Annotated in this window: 18 protein-coding genes; 13 read left to right on the forward strand and 5 right to left on the reverse strand. The window is 66.7% G+C overall.

Going from position 1 to position 21,930, the window contains the following annotated elements; genetic code table 11:
• Positions 1–5 precede the first annotated feature (5 nt).
• From AB4Z01_RS11205 to AB4Z01_RS11215, 3 genes are all read left to right on the forward strand, one after another.
• Positions 6–1,046 (forward strand): heme-dependent oxidative N-demethylase family protein, encoded by a 1,041-nt coding sequence (locus AB4Z01_RS11205; protein WP_441693450.1) that lies wholly within the window; start codon positions 6–8, stop codon positions 1,044–1,046.
• A 47-nt stretch (positions 1,047–1,093) separates the two neighbouring features.
• Positions 1,094–2,431, forward strand: a complete 1,338-nt coding sequence (locus tag AB4Z01_RS11210) for an NAD(P)-binding domain-containing protein (RefSeq protein ID WP_441693451.1) — start codon at positions 1,094–1,096, stop codon at positions 2,429–2,431.
• 346 nt (positions 2,432–2,777) lie between these two features.
• The gene (locus AB4Z01_RS11215) at positions 2,778–4,676 is read left to right on the forward strand and encodes an FAD-binding monooxygenase (protein WP_441693453.1); all 1,899 of its coding nucleotides are present in this window, start codon (positions 2,778–2,780) and stop codon (positions 4,674–4,676) included.
• Positions 4,677–4,761: 85 nt separating this feature from the next.
• Here the strand turns inward: AB4Z01_RS11215 and AB4Z01_RS11220 are convergent, their stop codons facing one another.
• Genes AB4Z01_RS11220 through AB4Z01_RS11230 form a run of 3 tightly spaced genes read right to left on the reverse strand, consistent with a single transcriptional unit; the run spans position 4,762 to position 7,582 of the window.
• Entirely contained in the window at positions 4,762–6,018 is a 1,257-nt protein-coding gene (locus AB4Z01_RS11220; protein WP_441693552.1) for a cysteine desulfurase-like protein, read from the reverse strand.
• Positions 6,019–6,052: 34 nt separating this feature from the next.
• Positions 6,053–6,730 carry an amino acid ABC transporter permease gene (locus tag AB4Z01_RS11225; RefSeq protein ID WP_441693455.1) on the reverse strand — a complete coding sequence of 226 codons (678 nt, stop codon included), beginning with the start codon at positions 6,728–6,730 and terminating at the stop codon, positions 6,053–6,055.
• Positions 6,731–6,790: 60 nt separating this feature from the next.
• Positions 6,791–7,582 (reverse strand): ABC transporter substrate-binding protein, encoded by a 792-nt coding sequence (locus AB4Z01_RS11230; RefSeq protein WP_441693457.1) that lies wholly within the window; start codon positions 7,580–7,582, stop codon positions 6,791–6,793.
• A gap of 332 nt (positions 7,583–7,914) precedes the next feature.
• On the opposite strand from AB4Z01_RS11230, the gene AB4Z01_RS11235 reads away from it, so the two are divergent.
• Positions 7,915–8,706, forward strand: coding sequence for a cyclase family protein (locus tag AB4Z01_RS11235; protein ID WP_441693459.1), 792 nt, complete (start codon positions 7,915–7,917; stop codon positions 8,704–8,706).
• A gap of 39 nt (positions 8,707–8,745) precedes the next feature.
• Complete coding sequence (locus AB4Z01_RS11240; RefSeq protein ID WP_441693461.1) at positions 8,746–9,249, forward strand: MarR family winged helix-turn-helix transcriptional regulator; 504 nt, start codon at positions 8,746–8,748, stop codon at positions 9,247–9,249.
• Positions 9,250–9,253: 4 nt separating this feature from the next.
• Here the strand turns inward: AB4Z01_RS11240 and AB4Z01_RS11245 are convergent, their stop codons facing one another.
• Together AB4Z01_RS11245 and AB4Z01_RS11250 are read right to left on the reverse strand one after the other, a co-directional pair.
• Positions 9,254–10,801 carry an indolepyruvate oxidoreductase subunit beta family protein gene (locus AB4Z01_RS11245; protein WP_441693463.1) on the reverse strand — a complete coding sequence of 516 codons (1,548 nt, stop codon included), beginning with the start codon at positions 10,799–10,801 and terminating at the stop codon, positions 9,254–9,256.
• Positions 10,802–10,806: 5 nt separating this feature from the next.
• Positions 10,807–12,960, reverse strand: coding sequence for a thiamine pyrophosphate-dependent enzyme (locus AB4Z01_RS11250; protein WP_441693465.1), 2,154 nt, complete (start codon positions 12,958–12,960; stop codon positions 10,807–10,809).
• 179 nt (positions 12,961–13,139) lie between these two features.
• Between AB4Z01_RS11250 and AB4Z01_RS11255 the strand changes: the two genes are divergently transcribed.
• The 8 genes from AB4Z01_RS11255 (at position 13,140) to AB4Z01_RS11290 (ending at position 21,930) form a co-directional block, all read left to right on the forward strand.
• Positions 13,140–14,132, forward strand: coding sequence for an ABC transporter ATP-binding protein (locus AB4Z01_RS11255; protein ID WP_441693467.1), 993 nt, complete (start codon positions 13,140–13,142; stop codon positions 14,130–14,132).
• Positions 14,133–14,135: 3 nt separating this feature from the next.
• Positions 14,136–14,969, forward strand: coding sequence for an ABC transporter permease (locus tag AB4Z01_RS11260; protein ID WP_441693469.1), 834 nt, complete (start codon positions 14,136–14,138; stop codon positions 14,967–14,969).
• A 3-nt stretch (positions 14,970–14,972) separates the two neighbouring features.
• On the forward strand, positions 14,973–15,776 hold the full coding sequence (locus AB4Z01_RS11265) for an ABC transporter permease (RefSeq protein WP_441693470.1): 804 nt from the start codon (positions 14,973–14,975) through the stop codon (positions 15,774–15,776).
• Positions 15,777–15,927: 151 nt separating this feature from the next.
• Positions 15,928–16,644: a GntR family transcriptional regulator gene (locus AB4Z01_RS11270; protein WP_441693472.1), complete on the forward strand. Its 717-nt coding sequence runs from the start codon at positions 15,928–15,930 to the stop codon at positions 16,642–16,644.
• 282 nt (positions 16,645–16,926) lie between these two features.
• Positions 16,927–18,717: an ABC transporter substrate-binding protein gene (locus AB4Z01_RS11275; RefSeq protein ID WP_441693474.1), complete on the forward strand. Its 1,791-nt coding sequence runs from the start codon at positions 16,927–16,929 to the stop codon at positions 18,715–18,717.
• Positions 18,718–18,976: 259 nt separating this feature from the next.
• Complete coding sequence (locus AB4Z01_RS11280) at positions 18,977–19,975, forward strand: ABC transporter permease (protein ID WP_441693476.1); 999 nt, start codon at positions 18,977–18,979, stop codon at positions 19,973–19,975.
• A gap of 12 nt (positions 19,976–19,987) precedes the next feature.
• Positions 19,988–20,896 carry an ABC transporter permease gene (locus AB4Z01_RS11285; RefSeq protein WP_441693478.1) on the forward strand — a complete coding sequence of 303 codons (909 nt, stop codon included), beginning with the start codon at positions 19,988–19,990 and terminating at the stop codon, positions 20,894–20,896.
• A 47-nt stretch (positions 20,897–20,943) separates the two neighbouring features.
• A complete protein-coding gene (locus tag AB4Z01_RS11290; RefSeq protein ID WP_441693479.1) occupies positions 20,944–21,930 on the forward strand; it encodes an ABC transporter ATP-binding protein in 987 nt (328 codons plus the stop codon).

Here is a 21,930-nt window from a genome sequence, read left to right on the forward strand (position 1 = left end):
CCGACATGGCGATCGTCTTCAGGCAGGAGACCTTCCGCGACGATTTCAGCTACCGCAACAGCCCGGCGACCATCCGCCGGTTCCCGTTCCCGTTCCACGAAGACAGCTACATGTACGCCGTCAACATGGAACCGCATGTGCGCGGCGAGACAGGCACGGTCTACGAGACCCTGATCGACGTCGACGAGCACTACGTCGCCGAGATGCGGGACCGCGCGCTGGTGCTGGCCGAGGACCCGCTGCGCTACCAGGCCCTGCCGCACATGATGAGCGCGCAATGGGACACGCTGGAGCTGCTGATGGAGCAGCAGGCCGAGGGCTATCCCGAGCATTTCAGCCTGACCCGCGATGGCGACCGCTGGCGCTGGATCAACCGGCCGCTCGGCATCGACGACAGCTTCATCTTCGGCAATCCGTCGACGCTGCCCTATGAGCCGTTCGAATACATCACCCGGCAGGCGCAGGGCGATTTCTGCATCGTCGACCAGCGCAACGGCAATCTGTGGATGGATGCCGGCATGGTGACGACCCAGGCCGACTGGTCGCTCGATTTCGACATCGGCATGAACTTCATGGAATGGCACGGGCCGGTGCCGCTGGCGCATCAGATCGGGGTGTTCGACCGCGCCCTGAAATTCCTGCTCAACCTGCAGCAGGGCAAGCCGACGCGCCGGTTCAACTGGACCATGACGATCAACCCGCGCCTCGACACCAGCCCGGAGAACTATCCGAAATGGGGGCCGGACCGGACGACCGTGACGCCGGATAATGTCGGCGAGAAGGTGCATCTGCGGGTCGAGCTGCAGTCGCTCTGGCGGCTGCCGCGGTCGAACGCGATCCTGTTCGTCATCCGCTGCTATCTGATCAGCATGAACGAGCTGGTGACCGTGCCGAAATGGGCGCGGCGCCTGCCGCGCGTGCTGCGCACCCTGCCGCCCGAGCTGGTCGACTACAAGGGGCTGACGCGCTACCGCGAGGACACGATCAAATGGCTCTCGGCCTATGACGACGGCACCCCGACCAGCCCCGGGATCTGGCCGGATTGAACGGCGAAGACACCAAGAACAGCATGCCTGCAACAGGGGAATGATCCATGACCAGAGTGGCCGTTATCGGCGCCGGCCCATCCGGCCTTGCCCAGCTGCGGGCCTTCCAGTCGGCGGCTCAGAAGGGCGCCGAGATCCCGGAGATCGTCTGCTTCGAGAAGCAGGCCGATTGGGGCGGTCTGTGGAACTACACCTGGCGCACCGGCCTGGATGAGTACGGCGAGCCGGTCCATGGCAGCATGTACCGCTATCTCTGGTCGAACGGCCCGAAGGAATGCCTGGAGTTCGCCGACTATTCCTTCGAGGAGCATTTCGGCAAGCCGATCGCGTCCTATCCGCCGCGGGCCGTGCTGTGGGACTACATCAAGGGCCGGGTCGAGAAGGCGAATGTCCGCCCCTGGGTGCGCTTCAGCACGCCGGTGCGCATGGTCCGGTTCGACGCCGACACGAAGATGTTCACGGTGACGGCCCACAACCGCATCGAAGACCGCATGTATGACGAGGAATTCGACTATGTCGTCGTCGCCAGCGGCCATTTCTCGACCCCGAACGTCCCCCAGTTCGAAGGCGTGAAGACCTTCAACGGGCGGGTGCTGCACGCCCATGATTTCCGCGACGCGCTCGAGTTCAAGGGCAAGGACATCCTGATCGTCGGCCGCAGCTACTCGGCCGAGGACATCGGCTCCCAGTGCTGGAAATACGGTGCCAAGTCGGTGACCACCAGCTATCGCTCGAAGCCGATGGGCTTCAAATGGCCGCAGAATTTCGAGGAGCGACCGCTGCTGGTCAGGCTCGAGAACCGCACCGCGCATTTCCTCGACGGCTCCAGCAAGGAGGTCGATGCGCTGATCCTCTGCACCGGCTACCAGCATCATTTCCCGTTCCTGCCGGATGATCTGCGGCTGAAGACCGCCAACCGGCTGTGGAGCGACAGCCTGTACAAGGGCGTGGTCTATGACCGCAATCCGCGGCTGTTCTATATCGGCATGCAGGACCAGTTCTATACGTTCAACATGTTCGACGTGCAGGCTTGGTGGGCCCGCGACGTCATGATGGGCCGCATCGAGCTACCGGCGGAAGAGGAGTTGAAGGCGAATTTCGCCAAGTGGCGCGCGCGGGAGGAGACCCTCGACGGCGCCGAGCAGATGATCTGGTTCCAGGGCGACTATGTGAAGGAACTGCTGGCCGAGACGGATTATCCGCCCTTCGACATCGAGGGCACGAACAAGACCTTCATGGAGTGGGAGCACCACAAGGCGGAAAACATCATGGGCTTCCGCAACAACGCCTATCGGTCGCTGATGACCGGCACCATGTCGCCGGCGCACCACACGCCGTGGCTGGAGGCGCTCGACGATTCGATGGAGGCCTATCTCGGAGGCTGAGTTCCGCGGAGAGCCCGGAAGCCGCAGCCAAGTTGACCGAGGCAACTGAGCGACAGCGGTCGACTCCGCCGCCCGCCTGATGGCCCAGCAGCGTTGATCCGCCTCAACACGGCACCTCCCACGGCGGGTGGTATCCGCTGCCTTCCGGCCGGCGCGCAATAACCGTCATTTTCGCCATTGGCGCTGCCGGGAGTCAGGATCGCCTGTCCGCTATCGCGTAAAGTATCCGGCATCCTCCATACTGCGTCATCAACGGACACTTCGGGATAGGACGCATACTCCGTAGAATCTCCTCCGAGCCGTATGCGATGCCTGAGAGGTCGGTGGCGCTGAAGAGGACGCCAGCATGCAGTTTCACCTGAACGGCTTCCGCTCCGGGGATCCCATGGTTTTGGAAGCCGCCCCGAACGACCCGCAAGCGGATGTCGTCGATGTGATGATCATCGGCTGTGGTCCCGCAGGGCTGACCCTGGCCGCGCAGTTGGCGCATTTCCCGTCGATCCGCACCCGCATCGTCGAGCAGAAGACTGGGCCGCTTTCACTGGGACAGGCCGACGGGGTTGCCTGCCGCACGATGGAGATGTTCAGCGCCTTCGGCTTTGCCGACCGGGTGATGAAAGAAGCCTATTGGGTCAATGAAACCACCTTCTGGAAGCCCGGCGGGGGCGAGACACGGCAGATCGTTCGCCACGGACGCATCCCCGATACCGAGGAGGGGCTTTCCGAATTTCCCCATGTGATCCTGAACCAGGCCCGGGTGCATGACTTCTATCTGGAGCGGATGCGCCATGCGCCGAGCCGCCTCGTTCCCGATTACGGCCTGCGCCTGGTCGGCCTCACAATTCCCGATGACCCCGCGGAGCCGCTGACCGTTCGCCTGCAACCGGTCGACGCGACGGGCGAAGACGGGATCGAAACCGTCCGGGCGCGCTATGTCGTCGGCTGCGACGGCGCCCGAAGCGGCGTCCGCAAGGCGATGGGGCGCGAATTGCACGGGGAATCGGCCAATCAGGCCTGGGGCGTGATGGACGTTCTGGCCTATAGCGACTTCCCCGACATCCGGCTGAAGAGCGTGATTCAATCGCCGAACGACGGCAACATCCTGATTATCCCGCGCGAGGGCGGCTATCTCGTGCGGCTCTATATCGAACTCGACAAGCTGGACGAGGATGAACGGGTCGCGGCGAAGCATATCAGTCAGGACCATTTGATCGCGGCGGCGCAGCGCATCCTCGATCCCTATGTGCTGGACGTGAAGCAGGTGGCCTGGTGGTCGGTCTATGAGATCGGGCAGCGGCTCTGCGACAAGTTCGACGACGTCCCGGCCGGGCAGGAAGAAACGCGCCTGCCACGGGTCTTCATCGCCGGCGACGCCTGTCACACCCATAGCCCGAAGGCAGGGCAGGGCATGAACGTCTCCATGCAGGACGCGTTCAATCTGGGGTGGAAGCTGGCCGCCGTGTTGCAAGGCCTGGCGATGCCCGCATTGCTGCACAGCTATTCGGCGGAACGGCAGAGGATCGCCAAGGAACTGATCGATTTCGACCGCCAGTTTGCCGAGATGTTCAGTGCCAAGCCGAAGACCGAAGACGACGAGGACGGTGTCGATCCGGCTGAATTCCAGCGGTATTTCATCAGACAGGGGCGCCTCACGGCGGGCACTGCAACGCATTATGAGCCCTCCGCCCTGACCGGGACGGGAACGCATCAGCGTTTGGCCGAGGGGTTCGTGGTCGGCATGCGGTTCCATTCGGCGCCGGTCGTCCGGCTGGCGGATGCCAAGCCCATGCAGCTGGGACATGTGGCGGAGGCTGACGGCCGCTGGCGGATCTACCTGTTCGCCGGGACGGACGGATCGGCGCCGGGCTCGCCGCTGGTCGGGCTCTGCGATTTCCTCGCGCATGATCCGGTCTCGCCCGTGCGCCGTCACACGCCCGCCGGCGTGGACAACGATGCGGTCTTCGACATTCGCGCCATCTTCCAGCAACCGCATCAGTCGCTGTCGATGGATGCGCTGCCGGAGCTGTTATGGCCCTGCAAGGGACAGTTCGGCCTGCGCGATTACGAGAAAGCCTTCTGCGCCGATCCGAAGGCAGGCGACATCTATCGGATGCGCGGCATCGATCGCGAGCAGGGCTGCATGGTGGTGGTTCGTCCGGACCAATATGTGGGGCAGGTGCTGCCGCTCGACGCCCATGCCGAGCTTGCCGATTATTTCGCACGGATCTTGACCGCTCGCGCCTGACGAAAGCGGGCCCTGACGTTATTACGCAATCATTTAGGTTTAATGTTTCCGATCTGGCAAGCCATCCGAAGCGGAAATGCCGGGATCACCCGGCCCGGCGCAAATACGCGGCCAGCTCTTCGCCGAAGCGCCGCACCTCCCCCAGCGTGTTGTAATGGACCATCGAGGCGCGCAGCGCGCCCGTCGCCATCGGCAGGCCCAGCCGGTGCATCAGCCGTGGCGCATACATGTGGCCGTCGCGGATGCCGATGCCGGCATCCGACATCGCGTCGGCGATCGCCTGGGGCGAGCGGCCGGGGATGTTGAAGCAGATCGTCGGCACGCGCCCGCCCACCTGGGCCTCGTCGGCGATGCCATAGATCGTGGCGCCGCAGGCCTTCAACTGGCGCAGCATCTCGCGCGAGAGTTCGGCCTCATAGGCCCGGATCGCGGCCATGGCCGCCACGATGTCGTCGCGCCGGGACCCGTTCGACGGCCAGGTGAAGCCGCGGCCGAGGGCTTCGAGATAGCGCACCGAGGCGTCCATGCCGGCGACGTTCTCATAGACGAAGGTGCCGGCCTCGACCTTGTAGGGCGGCTCGTCGGGGATGAAGTCCTCGCGGAAGGTCGGCAGCCGCTTCAGCGTTTCGAAGCGGCCCCACAGGAAGCCCATATGCGGCGAGAAGTTCTTGTAGCCGGAGCAGACCAGGTAGTCGCAGCCCCAGGCCTGGACGTCGATCAGCCCGTGTGGGCCGTAGTGGACGCAATCGACGAAGACCTCGGCCCCGACGGCCTGCGCCGCCCGCGACACCGCGGCGATGTCGACGATGGTGCCGATCGAATGGGCGGTGGCGGTGCAGGCCACCAGCCGCGTGCGCGACGACAGCAGCGGCACCAGATCCTCGACATGCAGGGTGCCGTCCTCGCGCATCCGCCACCAGGCGAACTTCGCCCCGGCGCTCTCCAGCGCCAGCCAGGTGGCGATGTTGGCGTCATGGTCCATGTCGGTGACCACGATCTCGTCGCGCTCGCCCAGCATCTGGCCGATGCCGAGGCTGACCAGCCGGATGAACGACGTGGCGTTCATGCCGAAGCAGATCTCGGCCGGCTGATACGCGTTGACCAGCAGCCCGACGCTCTCCCGCGCCTCGGCCACCGCGCGGTCGACGGCCCGGCTCTTGTCGTAGCGGCCGCCGCGCTGGACGTTGTGGTCGACCAGGTGGCGGGTGACGGCGTCCAGCACGCTCTGCGGGATCTGCGCGCCGCCGGCATTGTCGAGGAAGATGAAGTCGCCGGCCTTCTCCGTCTGCAGGGCCGGGAACTGGGCGCGAACCGCGTCGATCGGGAAGGCCTCTGCTGGCATCTGGGTCACGATAATCTCCATTGATGAGACGCGGTCAGGACCGGCCGGCGCGCCGCTTGGCGCGCATTTCGAGATGGCCGATCAGCCGGACCAGCGGCCAGAGGAAGGTGAGATAGATGATCGCGGCGCCGATCAGCGGCGTCGGGTTGGCCATCTGGGCCTGGGCGTCGGTGGCCTGCTTCAGCAGGTCCGGCATGGCGACGACCGAGGCCAGGGCCGTGTCCTTGAACACCGACACGCAGTTGCTGGTCAGCGGCGGGATGATGACGCGGATCGCCTGCGGCAGGATGACCTTGCGCATCGTCAGCCAGAACGGCAGGCCGAGTGCAGCGGAGGCTTCGAACTGCCCGCGCGGGATGCTCTCGATGCCGGCGCGGCAGACTTCGGCGGTGAAGGCCGCCAGCACCATCGACAGGGCGAGAGTGGCGGAGACGAAGGAGGACAGCCGGATGCCGACAAAGGGCAGGGCGTAGTAGATCAGGATCAGCAGCACCAGGATCGGCAGCGCCCGGAACACGTCGATATAGCCGATCGCCAGCAGCCGCAGCGGCCGGGGCGCGTAGAGCCGGGCCAGGCACACCAGCAGCCCGGCCAGCGTGCCGAGGACGATGCTGGTGCAGCCCAAGAGGATGGTGTTGCCCAGGCCGCGCAGCAGGATCGGCACCGAGCGCAGCAGCACCGGCCCGTTGAAGAAGGTGTCGATCAGTTCCATGGTCCGGACCGGATGGCGCAGCGGGAGGGCCGGGCGTGCCGCCCGGCCCGGTTTCGGCCGTTACTGGGCCTGCGGGATCGGCCCCGGCGTCACCGTGCTGGTGCCCGGCTCCGGATCGACCCCGAACCAGGTCTTGTGGATCGCGGCCAGGGTGCCGTCGGTCTTCATCGCACTGATCGCGTCATTCGCCTTCGCCAGCAGCGGGTGGTTCTTGCGGGTCATCATGGCGAAGCGCTCGCCGGTCGGGATGCGGACCAGGATTTTCAGCGCCGGCATCTGCTTGATCGCGTATTGGAATCCGGCCAGTTCGCCGGCGCCGCCGTCGATACGGCCGTTCTGCACCTCGAGCAGCAGGTCCTGCTGGGCGTTGTAGCTCTTGACCTCGGCGAAGCCGAGCTTGTCGCCATTCGCCTTGGCATAAGCCTCGCCGGTCGATCCGGAGATCACGCCGATGGTCTTGCCCTTGAGATCATCCAGCGAATGGATCGGCGAATCCGCCTTGCCGACGATGGTGCCGTCGCTGTCGTAGTAGGGCTGGGTGAAAGCCTGGTTCTGCAGGCGTTCATTGGTGACCGAGATCGAGGAGATGGCGAAGTCGATGCGGCTGGAGCTGGTGGCGGCGAACAGCGCCTGGAAGCCGAGGTCCTGGAACTCGATATCGACGCCGATGCGCTTGGCCACCTCCTTGGCGACGTCGACCTCGAAGCCCTCGAAGGCGCCGCTGTCGGTCTTGTACTCCCAGGGCGGATTGGCCGGGTAAGCCCCGACCGTAATGGTCTCGGCCAGAGCCGGCGATGCGGCTGCCAGACCGGCTGCGACCAGAATGCTCAGCGTCCCGAAGAATTTCATCATCCGTGCCTCCTCTGCTTGCCCGCCTCGCGGGCGTTTTTGGCTTTTCATCGCTGAAGAGGCTGGCGCTGTATCGGCTCAGTGCCGTCCGCTCGCTGGGCGGGCAGGCTGAGAGGCCGCCTCGTTGGTGGCGCTATGGGATCATGGAGGATGCCCCGGATCAACCGGATTGTTTTAGGCCTGAAGCTTCTCCCATGCAATTCCATGTTTCTCCCTGGCGGTGTGCTGGAACACTGAGCCTAGATAGTTGTGATTGCAGATATTCTGACCTAAAGTTCGCGGATGGACCCGCTCCCGGCAAGAGGGGCGAGTCCATCCGAAAACGGGAGGGTATGATGTCAACCGATAGTCTCGCCGGCCTGGCGTCTTCATTGCTCGACGGCTCGATCAGAGTGGTCGACCTCACCGCGCCGCTCGGGCCGGAGACGCCGGTGATCCAGCTGCCGCCCGAGATCGGCAAGGCCACGCCGGCGGTGAAGGTCCACCAGATCTCGCACTACGACGAGAACGGCCCGTTCTGGGCCTGGAACTGGCTCGAGCTCGGCGAGCATACGGGCACCCATTTCGATGCCCCGGTGCATTGGATCACCGGCCGGGACCATCCCGACGGCACCACCGACCGCATCCCGCCGAAGAGCTTCGTCGCGCCGGTCAACGTCATCGACCGCTCCAAGGAGACCGAGGCCGACCCCGACTATCTGCTGACGGTCGACAGCATCAAGGCGTGGGAGGCCAAGCACGGTGCGATCGAGGCCGGGTCCTGGGTCGTGCTGCGCACCGACTGGTACAAGCGCAACGGGTCGTCGGAGACCTTCCTGAATGCCGACCAGAACGGCCCGCATTCGCCGGGCCCGACGGCGGAGGCGATCGAATACCTGCTGTCGAAGGGCATCGTCGGCTGGGGCTCCGAGACGGTCGGCACCGATGCCGGCTCGGCCGGCGGCATGACACCCCCGTTCCCCGCCCACAACCTGCTGCACAAGGCCAACCGCTACGGCCTGGCCAGCCTGTGCCATCTCGACCAGCTGCCGCCGAAGGGGGCGATCCTGATCGCGGCGCCGCTGAAATTCGTCGGCGGCACCGGGTCGCCGGTGCGCGCGCTTGCGCTGGTGCCCCGGGCAGGGTAGGGGCCGGGCCTCGCAAGACTGGAAGCAGGTGGGAGCGCGATGACCGACAGATTTGCCGGAACGGTGCTGCGCCGGCTGGAGCAGGGCGAGACGCGCCCGACCCTGGGCGAGATCGGCCTCAACCAGTTCGCGCCCTATCTGATGAACCGGGTGATGGCGCGGTGGAACGCCAACATGTCCGACGCGCTGAAGGCGCACGACATGACCACCACCAAGATGCGCGCGCTCGCCATCCTCGGCATCTCGTCGACGCTGACGATCAACGAGCTGTCGGTCTATGCGGTGACCGAGCAGTCGACCATGAGCCGCACGCTCGATGCGCTGGAGGAGCAGGGCTTCATCCGCCGGCAGCCGCGCGCCGAGGACATGCGGGTCCGCGACATCGCCATCACCGAGGAGGGCCGGGCCGTCTTCGACGCGGTGTGGCCGACCATGTACGGGCTGCTGACGCAGATGTTCGAGGGCGTCGACGGCGACGAATACGTCGCCTTCGTCGCCACCCTGCACAAGATTCTGCGCAACATCCGCAAGCACGACATCTGAACGGTTACAGCGTCGCGATGGTTTTCAGCGCGCCGTCGAGGGCGGTGCCGTCCTCGTCGACCAGGGCGGCCTGGCGCAGCCGGCGCAGCCAAGCGGCGCCGTCGTCGCGGCCGACCAGCAGGGGCAGGCCGGACAGCACCCGCTGGAACTTCGACTCGCCGCGGGCATGGGTGTCCGAGTAGCCCTTGACCAGCCGCCGGCATTCCAGGACCTCGACCGCGAGGTCGTAATTCACCCGCAGCGTGTCGAGCGCAGTGGCTAGCCAGGCGTCGCGATGCGCGGTCTCGCGCCCATGGCGCAGCGTGCCGCGGCGGACCCGTCGCAGCGCCGACACGGCCTGCAGCCCGAGGAACCAGAAGATCGTCCCGGTGCGCACGCGCCGGCCGCGGCTGACCAGCCGGTCGAGCCGCGCGAACAGCGCCGGCCGTACCTCGATCCAGGCGCCGAGCGATCTCGGCAGTGTGCCGCAGACCTCTTCCATGCGCGGATGCATGTATTCCGTTGCATAGACGATCTGGTCCGGCCCGGCGCCGACCTCGCGGCGCACGCGCTCGAACCGGCGCGAGCGGACCTTCAGGTCGGCGACGCGGATCACGTCGTCATAGGCCATTGCGACCGCCACATATTTCGCCGCCGCGACGGTGAAGGCCAAGCCCTTCTCGGCGCCGCCCCGGGTCAGGTCCTCGATGTGCAGCCGGGCCAGGAGCGTCAGGTACTCATCCGCATAGGCCGGGTCCTGATAGTCGGTCAGCCGCTTCACGCCGGCGAACAGCATCGGGTGGGCGGCGGCGGGAAATTCCCCGGCAATCCGCGCGACGAGGCGGTCGAGCGCGGGATGCCCGGCTGCCGTCGGCAACGCGTCGAAGCGTTTTTCCGGCGCGCGGGTGACGGTCTCGATGTTTGGAGCCGCGGCCCGGTCGCAGGCGGTGCGGAAGGCGGCGACGCTGGCGTCCACGCCCCGGCCGCCGGCGCGGATCGTCGCCTCGAACGCTTCCCGGGGGAATGGCAAGGCCTTGGCCCCGGCCAGGGCGCCGAACATCGCGGCGGAGATCATGCTGCCGTTGCGGCCCGCCAGGGCCTCCATGTCGAAGGCGATGGTGCGCCGGGCGGCGAAGTCGGTGGCGTCGACCACGGCCACGGGGTCGCCGGTGCCGTCGCCCGGCTTCTCCTTCTCGACCACGGCGAAGGCACGGTGCGTCGACGCGATCAGCGTGGTGCGGTCGGGCGTGACCAGGCCGCGCAGCACCGCGCGCCCGGCCTCCATCAGCTCGGCGGCCAGCACCACGTCGACGTCGCCCGGTGTCGGCATCAGGGCGAAGACCGGCGTGGCGCCCGGCTTCGCGGCGATCATCTCGATATAGTAGATGGTCGCGCCGGTGCGCTGGGCCACGCCCGGCACCGAGGTCGACTGGGCGGCCCAGCCATTGGCCTCGGCCAGCGCGACGATCCAGTCGGCCAGGACCCCGCCGCCCTGGCCGCCCATGGCCAGGATGGCGACGGCCAGCGGCCGGTCCTGGGACAGCAACGAACGATCCGGCAGCGTGTCGGCCACGGCGTTCATTCGGCGAAGACAATGCGGCGGCTCTCGCGGCGGCGCTGCAGCCAGCCGATCACCGCTCCGCGCAGCCGCGCCAGCAGGCGGTCGGCCCGGGTCGGGTTCTGGATGATGTCGGCCCGGTAGAAGGACGGGCACAGGATCGCGGCCTCGGAGACCTCGCCGCAATTGCCGCAGCCGACGCAGGACTGGTCGATGGCGGCGACCGGGTCGTCCTTCAGCGGATCGTCGGTGTGCTTGATCGACAGCGACGGGCAGCCGGACAGCCGGATGCAGGCGTGGTCGCCGGTGCAGACATCCTCGTCGACGCCGAAGCGCTGCCGCACCACGCGCCGCCCGTCCTTCACCGCCTTGGCCAGCAGCGGCTTGATCCGGCGCTGCTTGTTCAGCATGCATTCGGAGGAGGCGACGATGATCTTCGGCCCGGGCTCGGGCGTGGTCAGCGCCTCGCGGAAGGTGTCGCGCAGGCGGGCCACGTCGTAGGTCCGGTCGATCTGGCGCACCCATTTGGCGCCGATGCCGCGGACTGCGTCGGTGATCGCGTTGTTGGTCTGGCGCCGCGGGTTGTCGGCGCGGGAGGACGGGATGTCCTGGCCCCCGGTCGCCGCGGAATAGTAGTTGTCGACGATCAGGATGACGCCGTCATGCTTGTTGAACACGGCGTTGCCGATCGAGGAGGTGAGGCCGTTGTGCCAGAAGCCGCCATCGCCCATCACCGAGATCGCGCGCTTGTCCGCCTTGACGTTGAAGGCCGAGGCCGAGGCCGGGCCGAGGCCGTAGCCCATCGTCGTCGCGCCAATGTTGAAGGGCGGCAGGATCGAGAACAGGTGGCAGCCGATATCCGCCGAGACGTGGTGCTGCCCGAGCTCCTTCTCGGTCAGCTTGAGCGCCGCGAAGATCGGCCGTTCGGGGCAGCCGGTGCAGAAGCCGGCCGGTCGCGGCGGCACCACCGCGGCCAGCGTCTTGACACGCTGGTCGGCCAGCACCGCCGAGGCGTCCGGGGGCGGCGGCCGGTTGCCGAGCAGCGCCGGCGCATGCGCCTCGAGGAAGGCCGACAGCCCCTTCATCAGCACCGGCGCGGTGTATTCGCCGCCCATCGGCAGCACATCCTTGCCGGCGACCCGGGTCTGGATGTCGCGGCGCTTCAGGATGGCGTTGAGCGACTGTTCGATATAGTCGGGCGATCCCTCCTCGACCATCAGCACCGCGTGCTTCGATGAGCAAAAAGCCGCGAGCTCGTCGTCGATCAGCGGATAGGCGACGTTGAGGACATGGATCGGGACGAGCGAGCGCCCGTAGATGTCGGCCAGGCCGAGCAGCTGCAGCGAACGGATCAGCGAGTTGTAGAGACCACCCAGCACGACGATGCCGACATCGCCCTCCGCCGGACCGAAGGTCTCGTTCAGCCTGCGGCCCTTGATGAACTCGACCGCGGCGGGCCAGCGCTGCTCGATCTTCTCCTTCTCATGCAGGAAGGAGGCGGGCGGCAGCACGATCCGGCTGGTGTCGCGGATCGGATTCTCCATCGCCTGCCGCAGGGTAAAGGCCGGGCGCCGGTTGTCCTTGGCGGTGAACTGGCCATGGACATGGCAGGTGCGGATGCGGACCTGCAGCATGACTGGCGTGTTGGTGCCTTCGGAGAGCTCGAAGCCGGTCTCCACCGCCTGTACGATCGACGGCAGGTTCGGGCGCGGGTCCAGCAGCCAGATCTGCGACTTCATCGCAAAGGCGTGGCTGCGCTCCTGCATGATCGAGGAGCCCTCGCCGTAATCCTCGCCGATGATGATCAGGGTGCCGCCGGTGACCCCGCCGGACGCCAGGTTCGACAGCGCGTCGGCGGCGACATTGGTGCCGGCGGTGGACTTCCAGGTCACGGCGCCGCGCAGCGGATACATCACCGACGCCGACAGCATCGCCGCCGCCGCCGCCTCGGAGGCCGAGGTCTCGAAATGAACGCCTAGCTCCTCCATCACGTCCCGGGCGTCGGACAGCACGTCCATGAGGTGGGAGATCGGCGAGCCCTGATAGCCGCCGACATAGGCGACGCCGGACTGCAGCAAGGCCTTGGTGATCGCGAGGATGCCTTCGCCCTTGAAGGTTTCGCCCTCCCCGAGCTTCAGATCCTCGACCTCCCGGGCAAATGAGCGCTCGGCCATGGCGTTCCTCCGCCGGCGACTCTCCGGCGCAAATTATTTGCAAAAGCATATTTCGGGACGGGCCATTGTTCAACACGCGATCGGCCGCAGCGGTCGGGAGGCGCGCCGGGCGCGATCGTTGACCTGGCCGAAGCGGCACCATAGTGTCGGCCCTTTCCTTCGATAGTCCGGGGGCCGCCGTGGCCCAGATCCTGGTTCAGGGCCTGGCGAAGTCCTATCGCGTGGCCGAGCGTGACCCCGGGGTGCTGGGCGCCATGCGCGGACTGCTGCGCCGGCGCTGGCGCACGGTCGAGGCGTTGAAGGATGTCAGCTTCACCCTGGAGCGTGGCGAGCTGCTGGGCTTCATCGGCCCCAACGGCGCGGGCAAGTCGACCACCATCAAGATCCTGTCGGGGATCCTGCGGCCCGATTCCGGCCGGGTCGAGGTCGACGGCCTGGTGCCGTACCGCGACCGCATCCGGCATGTCGGCCGGATCGGTGTCGTGTTCGGCCAGCGGACGCAGCTGTGGTGGGACCTGCCGGTGGCCGACGGCTTCGACCTGCTGCGCGACATCTACCGGGTCGATCCGCAGCGCTACCGGGCGACCCGCGATGAGCTGGTCGGGATGCTGCGGCTGGAGCGCCTGCTCGACCAGCCGGTGCGGCAGCTCTCGCTCGGCCAGCGCATGCGGGCGGAGCTCGCTGCGGCCCTGCTGCACGAGCCGTCGATCCTGTTTCTCGACGAGCCGACCATCGGCCTCGACGCGCCCTCGAAGCTGGCGGTGCGGGACTTCGTCAAGCGGCTGAACCGGGAGCGCGGCGTCACCGTCCTGCTCACCACCCACGACATGCACGACATCGAGGCGCTGGCGGAGCGGGTGATCGTCATCGGCCACGGCCGGGTCCTGGCCGACAGCCCGTTCGAAGCCCTGCGCGCCACTGTGCTCGCCGAGCGCCGGCTGTTCGTGGATTTCGCCGGAGACGCGCCCGATCTCGTGCTGCCCGGCGCCGAGGTCCGGGTCCGCAACGGCCGGTCGGTCGAGCTTGCCTTCGACCCCCGGGTGACGGGCGCCCCGGCCCTGATCGCGGCGATCACGGCCGAGCATGCGGTCGAGGACATCCATGTCGAGCAGCCGGCGATCGAGGAGGTGATCGCGCGGTTCTACGACCTGCACGGCGCCGGCGAGGCCTGACCCGTGGAAGCCCTCCGCCCCTACAGCGCCGCCTTCGCCTCGCGCTTCCTGCTGATGATGCAGTACCGGGCGGCGGCCCTGGCCGGCTTCGTCACGCAATGCTGGTTCGGCGCGGTGCGCGTCATGGTGCTGGCGGCGTTCTACCTGGGCGCGCCGGAGGCCGCGTCCCCGGCATCGCTCAGCCTGTCCCAGGCCGTGACCTATACCTGGCTGGCCCAGGGCCTGCTGGCCCTGCTGCCCTGGATGGCGGATCCCGACATCGCCGCGGCAGTGCGCACCGGCGCGATCGGCTACGACCGGCTGCGCCCGGTCGACGCCTACGCCCTGTGGTACGCCCGCACGGCCGGCTGGATGACGGCCCGCGTCGTACCGAGGGTGGCTCTCATGATCCTCGCCGCGGGAATCGTCCTGCCTTTGATCGGCCAGGCCGAATGGGCCTGGCAGCCGCCGCCGAGCCCCTCTGCCGCCCTGCTGTTCATTCTTTCGCTGACCCTGGCAGCGGCGCTGTCCTGCGCCGTGGTCATGCTGATCAACATCGTCGTCGTGGCGACGCTCAACGCCCGGGGCGTCAACACCCTGGCCGTGCCGGTGGTCGTCGTCTTCTCTGGCTCCTTGCTGCCCCTGCCGCTCTATCCCGACGCGATCGCCGCCGCGCTGTTCGTGCAGCCCCTGGCGGGTGTCCTCGACATCCCCAACCGGATCTACGCCGGCGCGCTGACGGGCCTCACGGCGTGGGCGGGGATCGGGTTGCAGGCGTTCTGGACCTTCGCCTTGATCCTTGCGGGCCGGCTGTGGCTGGGCCGCGTCATGCGCCCCCTCGAAATCCAGGGAGGGTAGGGGATGAACGGCCTCACCCTGCTCGGCCGCTATTTCGCCGCGTCGATCCGCAGCCAGATGCAGTACCCGGCCTCGGCGCTGATGCTGACCATCGGGCAACTGGCCGCGACCGCGATCGAGATGGTCTCGATCTGGGCGCTGTTCGACCGATTCGGCGCGGTGAAGGGCTGGAGCCTCGGCGAGGTGATGTTCTTTTACGCCTTGATCAACATCAGCTTCGCCATCGCCGACTTCATCACCCGCGGCTTCGACGTGTTCGGCACCGAATTCGTGCGCACCGGCGACTTTGACCGCCTGCTGCTCAGGCCGCGCTCGGCAACCCTGCAACTGGTCGGCCACGACTTCCGCATCAGCCGGTTCGGCCGGTTCCTGCAGGCGGCCGTCATCCTGGCGGTCGCCACCGCATCCCTGCACTTCGCCTGGACCCCGCAGGCCGTCGCCCTGGCCCTGTGGACGGTGGCCGGCGGCACCGCCTTCTTCGTCGCCCTCTTCGTCTTCCAGGCGGCGATGGCCTTCTGGACCATCGAAAGCCTCGAGGCCGTCAATGCTCTGACCTATGGCGGCGCCTATGCCGGCCAGTTCCCGATCGGCCTCTACGCCCGCTGGTTCCGCGGCTTCCTCACCTTCGTCGTGCCGCTGGCCTGCGTGGCGTACTACCCGGTCCTCGCCATCCTGGGACGGCCCGATCCGCTCGGGGCGCCCGACTGGCTGCTGCCGACCACGCCGGCGGCGGGGTTCGTCTTCCTGGCCCTCTCGTTCCTGGCCTGGCGGCACGGCGTGTCGAGATACATGTCGACCGGCAGTTGAGGCCGGACGGCTGTCCGGATCGCAACGGCGAGTGCGGGGCAGGAGAGCCTTGCCTGTTCGGGCTCGACATTTCATGTCAACTCCGACAAAGATCGTACACGAAATTTAAAAGATCGCGTGTCAAGCCTAAAGGCTGGACAGGGAGGCGGCGTTGGGAGGCAGCGCAGAGGCGCAGTCCACGAGCATCGTTTCGAGCCTGGACCTGCCGGCCTTCCAGCCGGCGGACCGTGAGGCCTCGGTCTATGAGGCCATCCGCGAGGACATCATATCGGGCCGCATCCCGGCCAATGCCCGGCTGATCGTCGCCGATCTCGCCGAACGGCACGGCACCTCGACCAATCCGGTGCGTGAGGCGCTGCAGCAGCTCCGGGGCGAGGGCTTCGTCGTGATGGCTGCCAATCGCGGGGCGCGGGTGCGGCCGATCGACCAGGATTTCATCCGCGACATCTATGAGATCGAGGTGCTGATCGAGCCGGCGCTGACGCGCTGGTTCGTCGGCATCGCCACCGAGGCCGACATCGCCGCGCTGGAGGCGCTGCACACCGAGATGCTGCGGCTCAACTATTCCGACCCGGTGCGGCACGGGCTGCTCGACACCCAGTTCCACCACACGATGTATGAGCGCCACTACAACAGGCACGCGGTCGATCTGTGGTGGAAGCACCGCGAGATCCTGCGCGCGATCAGCCGGCGGCTGCCGATCTCGCTCGGCCGCCAGGCGACGGTGATGCGGGACCATCAGGATGTGCTGGACGCGATCAAGGCCCAGGACGCGGATGCGGCGGCGGCCGTGATCGCCCGCCATGTCGAAGGATCCGGTCGCCACATCATCGAGCAGATGCGTGCGGCGCGCCGTATTGGCGGTTGAGCCGGTGGAGAAACTGACCTAGGCTGCCGAGAAAATATAGAAGATGCGAATTGCTTGGAGGCGAGCAATATCGCTGCAGGAGGAAGAAAGCAGGAAGTCACAGGACATAGAGTTTCCGGAGGGGAGCATGTCTATACTCGATCGATGATTATCGATCGGGCGGTGATGTCTTTTGACTTTGTGAGGGTAGGGGGAAGCGCATCGTCGCACCGGAACGGCGCCCAAGAGGTGCAAAGCGCGACATTTGCACCATTCGACAATCACAGGGAGGAGATCTGTCTTATGGTCAGTCTGAAACGCCTCGCCGGCATCGTGCTCGCCGCGGCGGCGGTGATCGCGCCGGCCGCGGCCTTCGCGCAGAGCGCCGGCCTGCCGGCCGCGCAGGAAATCACGCCCAAGGGGGCGCTGCCGACCGTGCCGCGCAACCAGACGCTCATTCTCGGCTGGGGTGTCGCCGGCGGCACCTCGATCGGCACCACCAATCCCTGGGTGCTGCCGGGCTATACCCATCAGGAAGGCAACAACCTGCTGTTCGAGCCGCTGATGTACTTCGCCATCTTCAAGGGCGAATTCGTGCCTTGGCTGGCCGACAGCATGGAATACACGCCGGACTTCAAGTCGCTCGAGATCAAGCTCAACAAGGACGCCAAGTGGAGCGATGGCAAGCCGGTCACGTCCAAGGACGTGGTCTACACCTTCGAAGGGCAGATGAAATATGAGACGCTGCCCTATCACGCGCATTTCGTGCAGTTCGTCGACAGCGTCAGCGCCAAGGACGACCTGACCGTCGAGGTCAAGTTCAAGCAGCCGGCGCCGCGCTTCAAGTTCGAGGTGCTGACGGAGAAGTTCGACACCGGCCTGCCGATCGTGCCGGCGGAATGGGAATCGGCCCAGCCGAACCCGACGGCCGCCGTCGGCCTCGACGCCATCCCGCATTCCGGCCCGTACGACGTCGTCGCCTGGAACGCCAACCAGAAGATCCTCGACCTGCGTCCCGACTGGTGGGCGGTGAAGGCGGGGCGGATGGCCGAGCCGGCGGTGAAGCGCGTCGTCATCGTCAACGTGCTGAACCAGCCGATCGACACGGTGGCCCAGCGCCTGGTGAACAACGAGTTCGATTCCTCGGTCGACATGCGCGCCCAGGTGATCGGCAACATCGTCGAGCAGAACAAGGACATCCAGTCCTGGACCGGCACGGAATCGCCCTATGGCTATCTCGACTGGTGGCCGAACTCGCTGTGGATGAACACCCAGCTCGAACCCTACAACGACGTGCGGGTGCGCAAGGCGATCAGCCTGGCGATCGACCGCGACCGCATCAACGAGGTGCTCTACGACGGTGCCAAGATCGCGACGATCTATCCGTTCCCGCTGTATCCGAACCTGCAGAAATTTGCCGAATCCGAGGCCGTGAAGGCCGAGCAGGCGAAGTACGAGCCCGGCAAGTTCGACGTCGCGGAGAGCGAGAAGCTGATGACCGAGGCCGGCTTCGCCAAGAACGGCGACGGCCTGTGGGAGAAGGACGGCAAGACCTTCGACGCCACCATCCAGGCCTTCGAGACCATCCATGGTGACATTGCGCCGGTGCTGGCGGAGATGCTGCGCCAGGCGGGCTTCGACGCCAATGTGAACTTCGGCACCGATGCCTTCCAGAACATGGTCGACGGCAAGCCCGGCCTCTATCTCTTCGGCCACGGCGCCAGCCTGTACGATCCGTTCGAGGCCATGAACCTCTTCCACGGCAAGTACAGCAACACGATCGGCTCGGCGGCCGGCAACAACCGCTTCTCGCGCTACAAGAACCCGGAGTTCGACAAGATCCTCGACGAGATCTCGCCGCTCGACTCCAGCGATCCGAAGTTCCAGGAGGGCGCGGCCAAGGCCCTCGGCATCTACTGGCGCGACGTGATCGACGTGCCGGTGATCCAGTGGCTGCACCGGATCCCGTACAACAACCACTACTGGAAGGGCTGGCCCAGCGCCACAAACGTCGCCGGCGGCACCAACGGCGCGTTCTGGGCCCATACCGGCCTGYTGGTGATCGCGGCGCTGCAGCCGACGGGCGCCCCGTAGTGGCCGGAGCCCCTTCCTTTCTTGTCCCCCCTCCCCTTGCGGGAGGGGGGCAGGGGGAGGGGTCTGCGCGCGCCCGCGCGCGAATGCGCAGAGACCAAGTCCCGGGGGCAGAGCTGAATCGCCAGAATTCAGGCCGATCTCAATGGCGAGAGCCCCCTCCCCCTATCCCCCTCCCGCGAGGGGAGGGGGGACTCGTTCTTGTTTTGGTCGACCGATCGGACCCGAACCCATCCGGCTCCAAGACAGCAGGATCGTCCCAGTGACTCTCAAGCTCGTCATCAAGCGCCTTCTGTTCCTCGTCTTGGTCGTCTGGGCCGCCTCGACCATCGTCTTCTTCATTCCGCGCATCTCGAGCCGCAACGCGCTGCGCGAGCGGTTCGGCGAGCTGGCGCGCACCGGCGGCTTCTCGCCTCAGGATCTCGAGAAGATCATCGCCTCGATGCAGCAGCAATTCGGGCTCGACCAGCCGCTGTACCACCAGTACTGGACCTATCTCGGCAACATCCTGCGGATGGATTTCGGCTATTCGCTGTACCGCTACCCGTCGACTGTGGCCGAGCTGCTGGCGCAGTCGCTGCCCTGGACCATCGGCCTGCTGCTGGTCACCACGATCCTCAGCTTCGTCATCGGCAACCTGCTCGGCGCCGTCGCCGCCTGGCCGCGGGCGCCGCACTGGCTCCGCGCCTTCGCCACGCCCTTCATCCTGCTGACCGGCGTGCCGCCGGTGATCATGGGCATCCTGCTGCTGTTCTTCATCGGCTTCCGGCTGGGTTGGCTGCCGCTGGGCGGCGCCTATTCGGTCGGGGTGGTGCCCACCTTCTCGTTCGAGTTCTTCTTCGACCTGCTGCAACACCAGGTGCTGCCGGCGCTGGCCCTGATCTTCGGCTCGGTCGGCGGCTGGGTGCTGTCGATGCGCGGCATGGGCGTCACCATCCAGGGCGAGGACTATGTGAACTTCGCCGAGCACAAGGGCCTGACCGGCGGCCGGATCTTCCGCGACTACTATCTTCGCAACGCGATGCTGCCGCAGGTGACCGGGCTGGCCCTGGCGCTCGGCACCGTCGTCACCTCGGCCATCATCGTCGAGGGGCTGTTCGGCCTGCCGGGCATCGGCAGCATGCTCAACCTCGCCATCCGCGCCAACGACTTCCCGACCATCTACGGCATCGTGCTGTTCATCACCATCGCCGTGGCGGTGCTGATGACGGTGGTCGAGTTCCTGTACCCGCTGCTCGATCCCCGCGTCCGGCATTCGTGAGGAGCGAGAGACATGTCGATCGCCGCGCTCTCGCCGCCCGCCGAAACCAGGTTTGAACGCCCCGGCAGCCTGGTCCTGGTGCTGCGCTATCTGCGCCGCAACAAGGGGCTGGCCCTCGGCGTGCTGATCCTGCTCGGCCTCGTGGCCTTCACCGTCATCGGGTTGTTCACGATCAACCCGAAGGACGCCTATCCGCTATCGGTGGCGGCGAAGAAGCCGCCGAGCCTGAAATACCCCTTCGGCACGGATTTCTTCGGCCGCGACCTGTTCTCGGCCATGGTGGTGGGCATGTGGCAGACGGCCTTCATCGGCTTCGTCGCCGGCGGCCTGGGCACGCTGATCGGCGTCGTGCTCGGCTTCATCGCCGCCTATTTCGGCCGTTGGATCGATGCGATCATCCGCACGGTCTGCCAAGTCCTGACGCCGATCCCCGTGCTGCTGATCCAGGTCGTGATCGCCGGGTCGCTCGACAAGCGCGACGTCACCATCCTGACCATGGCGCTGATCGTGGTGCTGCTGGCCTGGATGGGGCCGACTCTGGTCATCCGCGCCCAGGTGCTGACGATGAAGGAACGGCAGTTCGTCGCCGTGGCCAAGCTGTCGGGCGTCGGCGACCTCGGCATCATCTTCAAGGAGATCCTGCCCTGCCTGCTGCCCTTCATCGCCGCCGCCTTCGTGGCGCAGGTGTTTTCGGCCGTGTTCGCAGCCTTCTATCTCGCCGTGCTCGGGCTCGGGCCGCTGCGTGAGCCGCTCCTGGGCAACATCATCTGGGCGGCGCAGTCGCAGGGCGCCTTCTTCAACGGCTGGTGGTGGTGGCCGATCATCCCGTCGGTGGCGATGATCCTGATCCTCGGCTCGCTCGCCCTGATCAATATGGGGCTCGACGAGCTGGCCAATCCTCGCGTGCGCAGGTCGGAGTGACGGCGATGGATGTGACGCTCGCGCCGCCCCGGGAAAGGGCAGGGACCATGAACCGACCCGCCGCGGCAATCCAGCCGGTCCTCGAGGTCCGCAACCTCGAAGTGACCTACTACACAGATTCCGGCCGCGCCAAGGCGCTCGACGATGTCACCTTCACGCTGAATGCCGGCGAGAAGCTCGGCATGGTCGGCGAATCCGGCTCGGGCAAGAGCACGCTAGCGCTGGCCATGATGCGGATGATCAAGCCGCCGGGCCGGATCGAGGGCGGCGCGGTGATCATCGGCGGCGCCGACCTGATGGCGCTGGACGCCGAGGGAATGCGCCAGGCGCGGCTGTCGCGCATCGCCTATATCCCGCAGGGCGCGATGAACTCGCTCAACCCGGTGATGCGGATCGGCGCCCAGATGGTCGATGCGGTGAAGTCGCATCTGGCGGGCGAATCCCGCGGGGCCATCGAGGCGCGCTGCAAGCGGGCGCTGCAATCGGTCGATCTCGATGTCGGCGTCTACCGCATGTATGCCCATGAGCTGTCGGGCGGCATGAAGCAGCGCGTCTGCATCGCCATCGGCATCCTGCTCGACCCCCACGTCATCATCGCCGACGAGCCGACCAGCGCGCTCGACGTCGTCACCCAGCGCCAGGTGATGGAGACGATCGACAACGTCCAGAAGGCGATCAACGCCGCGGTCATCCTGATCGGCCACGACATGGGCCTGATGGCGCAGTTCGTCGACAAGGTCGCGGTGATGTATGCCGGGCGGCTGGTCGAGGTCAGCACGGTCCGCGAGATGTTCACGGACCCGAAGCATCCCTATTCCCAGGCGCTGATCGAAAGCCTGCCGAGCCTCGAGAACAAGGGCGTCTTCCGCGGCATCCCCGGCCTGGCGCCGTCGCTGCTGCGGCTTCCCGGCGGCTGCGCCTTCCACCCGCGCTGCGCCAGGGCCATGGCCGTCTGCAGCACGACCCGGCCCGAGCAGATCATCCTGGCCGGCGGCCGCGGCGTGACCTGCCACCTCTATGACGGGGAGGCTTGA

The organism is Inquilinus sp. YAF38, from assembly GCF_052113205.1.
Classification (GTDB): domain Bacteria; phylum Pseudomonadota; class Alphaproteobacteria; order DSM-16000; family Inquilinaceae; genus Inquilinus.